The following is a 13145-nucleotide window of genomic DNA, read 5'->3' on the forward strand; positions in this document are numbered from 1 at the left end:
GCTAACGGCATAGGGCGGGCGCCGCGGCGGGATCAGCCGGGATCAGCCGTACACTCCGGACTCACCAAAGCATGGGGGATCAGGAATGTGGTTCATGGGCATGATTGCCGGCCTGTTCATTGGGGCGCTGTTCAAATCAATGCCGGTGGCGCTGATTCTCGCACTCGTCGGCGCGTACGCATTCTCGCAGATGTTCGGCAAGAAGAAAAAGGACGCGCCGCAGCGCACCGAGGCTGAAAGCGCGCTGTCGGACGACCAAGCCGTTGGTGCACCGGCGGCAGCGGGAGCGCCCGCAGGCGGTGTGCTGAAGCTACAGCAGCGGGTGAGCGAACTCGAAGAGCGGGTCAGCCAGCTCGAACGCCAGCTCGCGCAGGGTGCAGGTGAAGTGGCCGTGACACCGGCCGCGCCGGTCAGCGATCGCGCCGCCTCCATGGCCAGCACGCCAGTGGCCGAGTCGCCTTCATTGCCGTTGGGTCAACCGGCGACCGCGCGCGCCGCCGAGATGACGCGGCCCCGCATCTCGGTCATGCAGGTTTCGCAACCTGTCGTCGTTGCCAAGGATCCCGCGGCAGAAGCGCCGGCCGCGCCTGCCATTCCTGCTGTCGACGAACCCGACGCGCCGCGTCCGCCGGAAACCGTCGCTGCCCCTGCGCCGGTCGTCGGGCCGCCGCTGGTTCACCGCCCTCCCCCGCCACCGGTCCCGCTGCGCGACCGCCTGCCTGCGCCGATCGCCAACCTGATCTTCAACGGCAACATGCTGGTCAAGCTCGGCGTGCTGATCCTGTTCCTCGGCCTGGTTTTCCTGCTGCGCTACACGGCCGAGCGCGTCACGGTGCCGATCGAACTGCGCTACGCCGCAGTCGCGCTGGTGGGCGCGGGCCTGCTGGTGCTGGGCTGGCTGCTGCGCCACAAGCGCGCGGGCTATGCGCTGATCCTGCAGGGCGCGGGCATCGGCGTCTTCTATCTCACGACGCTCGCGGCCATGAAGTTCGGCGGCCTGCTGTCGACCAGCGTGGGCTTCGCGTTCCTGTTCGGCGTGGCGGTGCTCAGCGCCGCGCTGGCCGTGCTGCAGAACGCGCCGCTGCTGGCCATCGTGGCCGCGCTCGAAGGCTTCGCCGCGCCGGTGCTGGCATCGACCGGCTCGAACCAGCCGGTAGGCCTGTTCACCTACCTGCTGGTGCTCGACGTGGGCATCGTGCTGATCGCGTGGTTCAAAGCCTGGCGCGTGCTCAACCTGATCGGTTTCGTGGGTACCTTCACGCTCGCGTCCAGTTGGGCGCACAAGTACTACACCGACGACCAGTACGGCACCGTGCAGCCGTTCCTCGTCGTGTTCTTCCTGCTGTTCACCGCCATCGGGTTGTTCTTCGCGCGCCGCACGCTGTTCGATGCGCCGGTGCAGCCCGCGCAGCCGCTCGCGACGCGCGCGCTCGACACGCTGCGCCGCGCCGGCCGGGTCGACAGTTCGCTGGTGTTCGGCACGCCGATGGTCGCATTCGGCATGCAGTACCTGCTGATGCGCCCGTGGGAATACGGCGCCGCCTTCTCGGCGATGGCGCTCGCGGCCCTCTATCTCGTGCTGGGCCGGCTGGTGTTCGCCTCGCAGCCCAAGGGCCTCGCGCTGCTGGCGGAGGCCTATGCCATCGTCGGCGTGATCCTCGGCACGCTTGCGATTCCGCTCGGCCTCGAAGGGCAGTGGAGCAGCGCGACATGGGCGGTCGAGGCGGCCGGCATGTACTGGCTGGGCGCGCGGCAAGGGCGCGTCTACGCGCGTGCCTTTTCGTTCCTGGTGTTCGCGGGTGCGGTGTGGAAGCTGCTCGAAGCCACGCAACTCGACGGGGCGGCAGGGCATCCGCTGCTGCAGGGCTCCGTGATCGGCCCGCTGCTGGTGGCAGCGAGCGCCTTCGCGATGTGGGCCATGCAGCGTCGCGCGAAGCTCGACGAGGGCGACAGCCTCGAAGCCATCGTCGGCAGCGCCTTGCCGTGGTTCGGCATGGCCGCGCTCACGCTGCTCTTGTGGCAGTGGTTCATGCCGCCCTGGGCCGCGGCCGCGACGGCCGTGCTGGCTTCGGTCACCTTTGCCGTCGCCGTGCGCTTCGCGTTGCTGCCACTCACCTCTGTGAGTTTCGGCATGCAAGCGCTGGCAGTGGTGGTTTTCATCACCACGCTGCATCGCACAGGCGATGGGCTCGATGCCAAGCAGGCGCTCGAAAGCGGCTGGCAAGGCGCTGCGGCCGCCTGCCTGATCGCGTTCAGCGTGCTCGGCAGCGCCGCCTGGTCGATGTCGCAGGCGCATCGCGCGGCACGGGCGCGCGGCGTGCAGCCTGTGTGGTCGACCGGCAATGTGGTGAGCGTGATCGCGGGCGTGGGTCTGCTGCACCTTGCGATGCTGTTCCAGATCAGCCTCACCCAGGCCGCGCTGCTGTGGCCGCTGACCGCCACCGTCGTGCTGTGGGTGGCGCTGCGCATGGCGCACCTGCCGCTCGCGGCGTTCGCGGGCGTGCTGCATGCGGTCTCGTCGATCCTCTTCATCGTGCTGGCAGTGATGGGGGGCGACATGCGCGTGTTGCGCCCCGCCTTCGGGCATCTCGGCTTCTGGACGCCGGTGGTGCTGGGCCTGACGGCGCTCTTGGCCGGCGACTGGTTGCGCGACGAGGCGCGGCCGCGTGCGGGCGAGCCCATCGGCGTGGCGCGCAAGCGCTGGGTCGATGCCTGGTGCACCAACCCTGTCGTGCCGTGGGTGCCCGTGATCTGGGGCCTGGGCTGGTGGCTGTTCGGCATGCTGGGCGAAAGCGTCCGGGTGCTGAACCTCCACGCGCTGGCGAGCCATATGCCGGCGGCCGTCATGGCGGTGGTGCTCGTGACGTCCGTGCTGTCTGCGCTCGTGGCGCACCGGCGCGACTGGCCGCAGCTCGGTCAGGCGACGAGCGCCACGCTGCCCGGCTTCAGCCTGATCGCCGTCTACGGCATCGCAGGCGAGCCGACGCCGTTCTACGTGCCGTCGAGCGCGCTCGGCTGGATCGCGTGGCCGCTGGCGCTGGTGTGGCACCTGCGCCTGCTGCGCGCGCAAAAGCGCTGGTTCGATGCATCGACGCTGACGCCATTCCACGTTGCGGGCTTCTGGCTCTTCCTGCTGCTCGCAGCGCGCGAATGTCAATGGCAGCTCGGCCGCATCGGCGCCGAGTGGTCGAACTGGCAACTGCTGGGCTGGGCCATCGTGCCGGCGCTCGCGCTGTGGGCACTGCGCTCGCGCGTGCTGCTGCAGCGCTGGCCGCTCAGCGAGTACCGCAGCGCCTACCTGGAGTTCGCCGTGACACCGGTGGCGGTGTACCTGCTCGCATGGGTGTGGGTGACCAACGCCGCCAGCCCTGGCGCTGCGGCGCCGCTGCCTTATGTGCCGCTGCTCGATCCGCTCGAACTCGCGCAATGGCTCGTGCTATTCGCGCTGCTGCTCTGGTGGCGCGCGCTGCCGCAGGGCTCGTTCGCGCGCGTACAGCCAATGGTCGCCAAGGGCGCCGTCGGCTGCACCGGCCTCGCACTGCTGACCGGCATGGTGCTGCGCACCTGCCATCACTATGCGGGCGTCGAATGGCGCTTCGACACGCTCTATGCCTCGTGGCTCACGCAGGCGGCGTTGTCGATCACCTGGGCAATCTGCGGTGTGGTCGCGATGGTGCTCGGCCACGGGCGCCGGGTGCGCACGCTGTGGATCGCGGGCGCCGCGCTGCTCGGCGTGGTGGTGTTGAAGCTGTTCTTCGTCGAACTGGCGGACCGCGGCGGGCTGTTCCGCATCGTGTCGTTCATTGCGGTCGGCGCGCTGCTGCTGCTGGTCGGGTACTTCGCGCCTGTGCCGCCGAAGAAACAAGAGGCGGGGCCGAAGGAAGAGGCGCCGGCTGAAGGAGGCGCGGCATGACCGGCCATTCGATTCGCGTGATCCTCGTTGCGCTGGCGGCAGTGGCGAGCGTCGCCCAGGCGCAGCCAATCACCTCCGCACCCATCGCGCTGCAGGGCGCCGGACCGTACCACCGGCTGACGCTGCCGCTCGCCATCTACGGCCACGCCGCTCATGGCGACTTGAGCGACCTGCGGGTGCAGAACGCCGCCGGGCATGCGGTGCCCTATGCCTGGTTGCGCAACGAAGCAGCCGCACCGCGCACAGCTTCGCAAGCGGTGCCGATCTTCGCGTTGCCCGGCAACGCCGCATCGGGTGACACCGCGATGGTTTTCACCGTCCGCCCGGACGGCTCGCTGGCGTTGGACGGCAAGCCCGCCGCCAAGGCGAGCGAGGCAACGCAGTGGCTCATCGACGTGCGCCAGGTCGAGGGCCGCCTGCTGCAGGCGCGTTTCCAGGTCGCGCCCGATGCACGCGGCCTGTTCGCCTTCCGGCTGGAAGCCAGCGACGACCTGCGGCGATGGCGTCCGGTGGGGGGCGAGGAGCAACTGGTGCGCCTGGCCCATGGCGGCCAGACCATCGAGCGGATGGCGGTCGAGCTGGGCAACCTGCACGCGCGCTTCCTGCGCCTGCGCTGGAGCGATCCACAGCATGGCGCGCCGCTCGCCAAGGTGGAAATCGACAGCGTGCAGGAGGTCGAGCCGGTGGCGCCGATCGAATGGTCCGGCGCGTTGAAGCCGGAGCGCTGCGCGGAAAACTACTGCGACTACCTGCTGCCGCGCGGCCTGCCGCTGCAGAGCCTGCGCATCGACCTGGCCGACATCAACACGCTGGCGCAGGTGGGCGTGTCGGGCCTGGTCGATGCCACGCCGGCTTCGGCGCCGCCGCCGCAGTTCGCGCCGCGCAACCCGCTCTACGCGTTGCGGCACCAGCAGCGCCGAACGAACCCGCTGCCCAGCGGCCCCGGCGAGGTGTCGCTGCTCGATACGGTGGTGTACCGCCTCGCGCAAGCCGGCGGCGAGGCGCGTTCGCCGGTGCTGGCGCTCGACGGCGCTGTGCATTCGCGTCTGCGGCTGCGCACTTCCGGCCCGGTGAGCGTGCTCGGCGCCACGCCGCCGACCATCGCCGTGGGGGCCACGCCGCGCACGCTGGTATTTCTCGCGCAGGGCGGCGCGCCGTTCTCGCTGGCCTGGAGCGCGGTAGCCGACAAGGGGGCAGTGCAAGGTGCGGCGCCGGGTGCGCCGCTCGCGCTGTCCACGCTGATCCCGGGCCACGCCGCAGACAAGCCCATCGCAGCCGACGACGCCTCGGTCACGCTGCCGGTGGCTGCGGTGCAGGCCGTCGTCGCAGCCGCCACGCTCGCGCCCGTTCCCGCGACGGCGCCGCACGATCCGTCGCGCAAATGGTGGCTCTGGGGTGCGCTGGGTATCGGCCTGCTGGCGCTCGCAGGCATGGCGGGGTCGCTGTTCGCGAGCCTGCGCAAGGACAGGGCGGCGGAGGACTGACCGGGGTCAGTTCGGATTGAAGCTGTCGCGGAAGGTGACAAAGACTGGATCGACACATGGCGTCCAACGACCCGGACTTCGAGACCAAGGCGGCCGATGTGATCGGGCTGTACCTCCATCCACCGGCGCACGCCGTGGTGTTCTGCGTCGATGAGAAGACCGCCATCCAGGCACTCGATCGCCAGGACCGGATGCTGCCGCTGTCGCCAGGGCGTGCCGAGAGCACCAGGTGGAGAACTGGTTCTCGCGCATTCAGCGTGATGTCATAACCTGCGGCGGGTTTACCTCGGTGCAGGACTTGGGGCGAAAGCTGATGCGCTATATCCGCGAACACCACAAGAATCCCAAGCCCATCAAGTGGAAGTACGACGATCCATCACGGCGTATTCGACAGGTGCCAATTCAATGACACATTGGACTAATCAGCTGCTGCCTGCGACAGGTGTCACACCTCCGCGCGCCTTGGTCGCCACGCGCCTCGCGCACTGCGACATCTGTCGCACCCGGGCAATCCCTGCGCCCACGCGGCTAGCCGCGCAGGTTTCCCCATCGGAACAAGCACTTGCACTCTGCCGCGCCGTGCGCAGCAGGCGGTGCGGCCGCATGGCACAGAAGCTGCCTAAGCCAGTGCGTCCACCACCCCGGTGGGCGTTCACGACAAGCCTGACAACGACTGGAGACAAACCAATGAAGCAATTGCATGCGCTGGCCCTCAGCATCGCCGTTCTGGTGGCGGTGTGGGTGTACGTCAGCATCGGCCTGCCCGACCTCAAGTTCAGCCCCTGGATCGGCTTCGTCGCCTGGGCGGCCTTCTTCGCCGCAGGCGGCGGCAAGGGCGGTGCACGGCACTCGCTCGGCGCCGGCTTGGCCGGTGTGCTGCTGACGGCGCTGACCATGGCCGGTGTGCAGCAGGCCGGCGGCGACCTCACGGCGCTGCTGCTGCTGCTGTTGCTGGTGCCCGTGCTGGCCTTCGTGCTGGTGGCGATGGCGCAGATGCCATTGCTGGCCTACACACCCGCGGCCTTCCTCGGTGCCGCCGCGTTCTTCGGCTCCGGCGGCAAGCCGGACCTGTCGATCGCGTTCGTCTCGCTGACCTGGATCGCGGGCGTGCTGCTCGGCTATGCATCCGAGTGGTTGGGCGCACGCCTGACCCAGCGCACTGCCGCCCAACCCTGAGCGATCACCTGTCCCCGGGCGGCCCGCAGGCGCAGGCCAGTCGCCCATACCCCGACCTCGACCACCACCCCCAGGAGACCATCGACATGCCCGACACCTACCAGAACTACATCGACGGCCGTTTCGTGCCGCACCGCGGCGCCACCATCGCCGTCCACAACCCGGCCGACCACCGCCTGATCGCCGAGGTGCCCGACGGCGATGCCGCTGCTGTGGACGCAGCCGTTTCTGCCGCGCGCCGCGCCCAGCCAGCTTGGGAGAGGCTGCCCGCGATCCAGCGAGCCGGCTACCTGCGGCAGATCTCAGTCAAGCTGCGCGAGCACGCCGAAGCGCTGGCCACCACCATCGCCCGCGAGCAGGGCAAGGTCATGCCGCTGGCGCGCGTCGAGGTGAACTTCACCGCCGACTACATCGACTACATGGCCGAGTGGGCGCGCCGCCTCGAAGGCGAGGTGCTGACGAGCGACCGCCCCAATGAACACATGTTCCTGCTGCGCAAGCCGATCGGCGTGGCGGCGGGCATCCTGCCGTGGAACTTCCCGTTCTTCCTAATCGCCCGCAAGATGGCGCCGGCGCTGATCACCGGCAACACCGTGGTGATCAAGCCGAGCGAGGAGACGCCGCTCAACGCCTTCGCATTCACCCAACTGCTGGCGCAGACCGATCTGCCGCCAGGCGTGTTCAACCTGGTGTCGGGCAAGGGCGCCAGCACCGGGGCCGAGCTAGTGGCGCACAAGGGCGTCAACCTCATCACCTTCACCGGCAGTGTGACCACGGGCGTGCGCATCATGCAGGCGGCGGCACCCAACCTCACGCGCGTGAACCTTGAACTGGGCGGCAAGGCACCGGCCATCGTGCTCAAGGATGCCGACCTGGACCTTGCGGCCCAGGCGCTGGTGGCCTCGCGCATCATCAACACTGGCCAGGTCTGCAACTGCGCCGAACGCGTCTACGTGCAGCGCGAGGTGCTGGGCGCGCTGACCGACAAGATCGTGCAGCGCATGGCCGCCACGCGCTTTGGCAACCCGCTGCTCGACGAGACGCTGGACATGGGCCCGCTGATCAACCAGGCCGGGCTCGACAAGGTGGCCCGGCTGGTCGACGAGGCGCGCGCCGCGGGCGCCGAAGTGCTGACCGGCGGCCGCCGCGCCGACGTGGGCCACGGCTACCACTATCTTCCCACCGTCGTAGCCGGCTGCCGGCAGGACATGTCGATCATGCGCGACGAGATCTTCGGTCCGGTGCTGCCGCTGCAGGCGGTCGACGACATGGACGAAGCCATCGCATTGGCCAACGACTCTGACTACGGCCTCACCTCGTCCATCTTCACGCGCGACCTGAACGCGGCGATGAAGGCGTGCCGCGAACTGCAGTTCGGCGAAACCTACATCAACCGCGAGCACTTCGAGGCGATGCAGGGCTTCCACGCCGGCCGCAAGAAGTCGGGCATCGGCGGAGCCGACGGCCGCCATGGGCTGCTGGAGTTCACCGAAACGCATGTTGTCTACATGCAGACCACCTGAGCGCATGAGGAACGACCCTGTGATGAACCCCGAGATGTCTTCCTCCAGCCCCGGTGTCTGCCGCTGCGCCTGCAAGGCAGCACCCCACGACCCCGGCCGGCGCCAGACCCTGGCCGGTGCCCTTGCGGTGCTGGTGCCTGCGACCGCGCTGGGCCAGGCGGGCACGCGCAAGCCCGAGCCCGGCGACCGCCTGACCTTCCAGGCCGACGATCGCCAGGGCCAGCCGCTCAAGTTGGCCGACCTGGTGGTAGGCGCGGCGCCAACAATGGCTTATCCGGTGGACCCGACCAGCGGCAAGGCGCTGGTCTCGCGCGCCAACCTGCTGACGGTGACACGCATCGCGCCGGATGCGCTCAAGCCCACCAGCGCCAAGAACGCGGCCGACGGCGTGGTGGCCTTCTCGGCGCTGTGCACCCACGCCGGCTGCCCGGTCACGTCGCTGCATCCGAGCAAGACGCAGTTGGTCTGCAACTGTCACGGCTCGGTGTTCGACGCGTGCGACCGCGGCACCGTGATCAACGGCCCCGCCACGCGGCGTCTCGCCATGCTGCCACTGGCATTGAAAGACGGCGTGCTGACGATTGCCGGCCGCTTCGACGGGCCGATCGGCCCTCCCACCTGAACACCGCGGCCACAGACCGCTGGCTCGCATCCCCCATCCATCAACGGAGACACACACCATGAGAACCCACAAGACTCTCGCCATCCTGGGCGCCCTGCTCACGGCCAGTGCCATGGCCGCCGGCCCGACGCCCGACTACAAGCCCGTCACGGCGGCCCGCCTGGCCAACCCCGAGCCCGAAAACTGGCTGCTGACCAAGGGCAACTACGCGGGCTGGAGCTACACCCCGCTGGAGCAGATCACGCCGGCCAACGTCAAGCGGCTGCGCCCGGTGTGGTCGGCCGCCACCGGCGTCAACTCGGGCCACGAGGCGCCCGCCATCGTCAACGGCGAGTACATGTTCGTCGCCACGCCGCACAACCAGGTCATCGCCTACCACGCCAAGACCGGCAAGGTGCTGTGGAAGTTCGTGCGCGAAGTGCCCGAGGGCCTGGGCGCGTTGCACCGCACGAACCGCGGCGTCTCGCTGTACGGCGACAAGGTCTATGTCGGCAGCATCGACTGCATGATCAGCGCGCTCGACGCCAAGACCGGCAAGCTGCTGTGGGACGCCCAGGTCTGCGACTGGGAAAAGGACAGCGCCTACATCACCTCGGCGCCGCTGGTCGTCAAAGGCAAGGTGCTGATCGGCCCGTCGGGCGGCGAGTTCGGCGTGCGCGGCTTCCTCAAGGCATTCGACGCCGAGACCGGCAAGCTGGCCTGGACGCGTTACGCCGTGCCTGGTCCCGGTGAGGCCGGCTTCGAGACCTGGCCGCAGGACGGGCAGTGGAAGGACGCCTGGAAGAACGGTGGCGGCACCATGTGGATGCCCGGCAACTACGACGCCAAGAACGACGTCATCTACTGGGGCGTGGGCAACGGCGCGCCGTGGCTGGGCGACCAGCGGCCGGGCGACAACCTGTACCTGGCCTCGGTGCTGGCGATCAGCCCCGACACCGGCAACATCGTGAGCCACTTCCAGTACCACTGGAACGACTCGTGGGACTGGGCCGGCATGAACGCACCCACGCTGGTGGAGTTCAACCGCAGTGGCAAGAAGGTCAGCGGCCTCATCAGCGCGCAGCGCAACGGTCGACTGTACTGGCTGGAGCGTGACGGCAAGGGCAAGATCACCTACAACAAGTCCGAGGCCTACGTGACCAACACGGTGTTCGCCTCCATCGACCCCAAGACCGGCCGCCCGACTTACAACGAAGAGGCCAAGCCGGCCACCGGCAAGACGCGCACCTACTGCCCCAGCCTGTGGGGTGGCAAGGACTGGCCGTACGAGGCCTACAACCCCAAGACCGGCATGCTGTACGTGCCCTACAACGACAACCATTGCCTCACGCTGACCGGTATGGTCCAGTCGATCGTGCCGGGCCAGTGGTCGGCCGGGGTGGACATCAACAAGCTCGACCTCTCGGTCAAGCCCGGCTTCGACCACATCGGCGGCATCCAGGCCTGGAGCGTCGATGGCGGCAAGGAGGTCTGGCGCCAGAAGTACCCGCACTCGTGGAACTGGGGCTCGATCCTCACCACCGGCAGCGGCGTGCTGTTTGCCGGTGGCACCAATGACCGCATGTTCCGCGCCTACGACGCCAAGAGCGGCAAGCTGCTGTGGGAGTTCCCGACCCCGTCGGGCATCATCTCGCCGCCCAGCAGCTTCTCCATCGGTGGCAAGCAGTACATCGCGGTGGTGTCCGGCTGGGGCGTCGATGCGCAGTGGATCCAGGGCAAGATGGAAGGCTTGGCCGGGTGGGAAAAGGCCGTTCCCGAAGGCGGCTCGGTCTGGGTCTTCGCGCTGGATTGAGTGGTGTACAAGGGCGTCATGCCGGGGCTTGCCTTGGCTTGCGCGCGCTGCAACCCTATACTCGCTCGGACCAAGCGCACAGCCACGCGGCGCATGCCGCAGGGAACCAGAGGCGCCGACACTCCGAAGGAGACAACAGTATGACGCCCTCTCGGGAGCATCTCGATGTCGTGATGAACGTCGTGGGCAACGAGGCTGCCTTGACCGCGCTGGCCCTCGACAACCCCATCCACCGCTCGTGGCTGCGCTGCTACAACGACTACGGGCTGGATCCCGCCGGGCGCCAGCACATGCGCGTGGAAAGCTCGGGTGCGCTGCGCGACCGGCACGCCAAGCACCTGGCCTACCTGCACACCGCGCGCGCCGCGATGGAGGAGCTCTACGCGCGCGTGGCCGACCTGGGTTATGTGCTGCTGCTGGCCGATGCAGACGGCATCACGCTGGACTACCTGGGCCACCGGGCCGGCGATTCGCCGATCCGCGCCGGCCTGGTGGTCGGCGCCAACTGGCACGAGGCGCACGCCGGCACCAACGGCATCGGCACCTGCCTGGCGGAATGCCGCACGCTGACCTGCCACTATGACGACCATTTCTATGCCGGCAACCTCGACCTCAGTTGCACGGCCACGCCGCTGTTCGATCCTGAGGGCGAGCTTATGGGCGCGCTGGATCTGTCCTCGCTCACAACACCCGATTCACGCGCGAGCCAGCATCTGATCGGCCACATGGCCTCGATGTATGGCCGCATGATCGAGGATGCCAATTTCCTGCGGCACTTCGGCCACCGGTGGGTCCTGCGGCTGGGACGCGCCGCGTCGCTCGTCGAGGTCAATGCCGAGGCCTTGCTGGCCTTCGATGCCGACGGCGTGATCGTCGGTGCCGACAGCGGCGCGCGCCGGCTGCTGCAGACCGTGGACGGGCAGAGCGTGGGGGCGCTGCTCGGCCAGCCGCTGTCGGCCGTGTTCCGCAACCCGCTGGGCGATGTCATGCGGCTGGCGCGCGCCGGCAACGGCGACAGCAGTGCACTGCTGCACCCCTGGCTGGGCGAGCCGCGCCAGGCCATGGTGCGTGGGCCGCAGCGCAGGACGCGCATGTCGGGTGCCACCTCCGTCCAGGCTGATCACCTGCAGGCTGCGCCGCAGGGCGATGTGTCTGCGCTGGAGGCTCTGTCCGACCGCGACCCGAAGATGGACGCGCTCATCTCCCAAGCCCGCCGCCTGGCCGGCAGGTCGATCAACATGATCATCCAGGGCGAGACCGGCACCGGCAAGGAGGTGCTTGCCCAGGCGATCCACCAGGCCAGCTCGCGCGCAGACCGGGCCTTCGTGGCCATCAACTGCGCGGCCATCCCCGAATCGTTGATCGAAAGCGAACTGTTCGGCTACCTGCCGGGTACTTTTACCGGTGCGCGCAGCCGCGGCATGGTGGGCCTGATCCAGCGGGCGGACGGCGGCACCTTGTTCCTTGACGAGATCGGCGACATGCCGCTGGCACTGCAGACGCGGTTGCTGCGAGTGCTGGCCGAACGCGAGCTGCTGCCCCTGGGTGCCGACAAACCCATCCCCTTGGCCTTGACCGTACTGGCAGCTTCGCACCGCAACCTACGCGAGCGCATTTCAGCCGGGCAGTTCCGCGAAGACCTCTACTACCGTCTCAGCGGCGCCACGCTGAGCCTGCCGCCGCTACGGGAGCGGCAGGACCGCGCGTACCTGGTCCGCCGCATCCTTGGCGAAGAGGCCACCGCCATCGACGCCAACGGCCACCTCACCGTGCAAGCGATGGAACTGCTGCTGCGTTATCCCTGGCCTGGCAACATCCGCGAGTTGCGCAACGTGCTGCGCTACGCCCTTTCGATGGCTGAAGGCCATGGCATCGGCGCCCGCGACCTGCCACTGGAGGTGCAACTGGTCGATGCGCCGGCCCCAGTCTTGCTGGCGACTGTGCCCGCACCGCCCGCCATCGACGTAGCCCCCGGTGGGGAGGACGCCGATGCCAGCCCCGAGGTGCACCAACTGCTGGGCGCCCTGCGGCGCCATCATTGGGTGATCGCCGATGTGGCGCGCGAGCTGTCCACGTGCCGCGCCACGGTGTACAGGCGCATGAAGCGACACGGCATCGTCGCGCCCACGCAGTTCTGTTGAGCATCAAACGCCGTGTAGATGACAAGTGGCCGCACCCACGTACTCGTCGTGGCTGAACCAGGTGGAGAACTGGCTCTCGCGCATTCAGCGTGATGTCATAACCTGCGGCGGGTTTACCTCGGCGAAGGACTTGGGGCGAAAGCTGATGCGCTACATCCGCGAACACCACAAGAATCCCAAGCCCATCAAGTGGAAGTACGACGATCCATCACGGCGCATTCGGCAGATGCCAATTCAATGATTCTGTGGATTGGTCTGTATTTGCATTTGTGACACCGTGCCACGCCATGCCGTCCGCGCATCGCCCGCACCACGACCGGCAGGCACCGCCACGTAGTAGCCAGCACATCGGTTGCAATGCTGCTGCCATTGGCATACTACAAACACTTATGGCTGTACCATATAACCTAGTCAATGGAAAATTATGCAGATATACTTTGGGTGACAGCGTGTGGCAAGCGGCTTATCATCATGAATTGTCCATACCACAAACA

General features: G+C 68.2%; 7 protein-coding genes and 2 pseudogenes. All 9 read left to right on the forward strand.

Annotated features, from left to right (window positions below; translation table 11 throughout):
- Nucleotides 1-94 precede the first annotated feature (94 nt).
- Nucleotides 95-3913: a DUF2339 domain-containing protein gene (locus VEIS_RS23990; protein WP_407831834.1), complete on the forward strand. Its 3819-nt coding sequence runs from the start codon at nucleotides 95-97 to the stop codon at nucleotides 3911-3913.
- A complete protein-coding gene (locus VEIS_RS23995; protein WP_011812611.1) occupies nucleotides 3910-5397 on the forward strand; it encodes a DUF3999 domain-containing protein in 1488 nt (495 codons plus the stop codon). The genes VEIS_RS23990 and VEIS_RS23995 overlap by 4 nt, the downstream gene beginning before the upstream one ends.
- 62 nt (nucleotides 5398-5459) lie before the next feature.
- Nucleotides 5460-5806: pseudogene (locus VEIS_RS31785) on the forward strand (IS630 family transposase); the annotation flags it as partial.
- A 278-nt stretch (nucleotides 5807-6084) separates the two neighbouring features.
- Entirely contained in the window at nucleotides 6085-6573 is a 489-nt protein-coding gene (locus VEIS_RS24005) for a DUF1097 family protein (protein WP_011812613.1), read from the forward strand.
- A gap of 86 nt (nucleotides 6574-6659) precedes the next feature.
- Entirely contained in the window at nucleotides 6660-8096 is a 1437-nt protein-coding gene (gene aldA, locus VEIS_RS24010; protein ID WP_011812614.1) for an aldehyde dehydrogenase, read from the forward strand.
- A gap of 4 nt (nucleotides 8097-8100) precedes the next feature.
- The gene (locus VEIS_RS24015) at nucleotides 8101-8718 is read left to right on the forward strand and encodes a QcrA and Rieske domain-containing protein (protein ID WP_198137934.1); all 618 of its coding nucleotides are present in this window, start codon (nucleotides 8101-8103) and stop codon (nucleotides 8716-8718) included.
- 58 nt (nucleotides 8719-8776) lie between these two features.
- The gene (locus VEIS_RS24020) at nucleotides 8777-10510 is read left to right on the forward strand and encodes a methanol/ethanol family PQQ-dependent dehydrogenase (RefSeq protein ID WP_011812616.1); all 1734 of its coding nucleotides are present in this window, start codon (nucleotides 8777-8779) and stop codon (nucleotides 10508-10510) included.
- 140 nt (nucleotides 10511-10650) lie between these two features.
- Complete coding sequence (locus VEIS_RS24025; RefSeq protein ID WP_011812617.1) at nucleotides 10651-12651, forward strand: sigma-54-dependent Fis family transcriptional regulator; 2001 nt, start codon at nucleotides 10651-10653, stop codon at nucleotides 12649-12651.
- A 34-nt stretch (nucleotides 12652-12685) separates the two neighbouring features.
- Nucleotides 12686-12892: pseudogene (locus tag VEIS_RS29435) on the forward strand (IS630 family transposase); the annotation flags it as partial.
- Nucleotides 12893-13145 lie beyond the last annotated feature (253 nt).

The sequence above is a fragment of the Verminephrobacter eiseniae EF01-2 genome (genome assembly GCF_000015565.1).
Taxonomy (GTDB): Bacteria; Pseudomonadota; Gammaproteobacteria; order Burkholderiales; family Burkholderiaceae_C; genus Acidovorax; species Acidovorax eiseniae.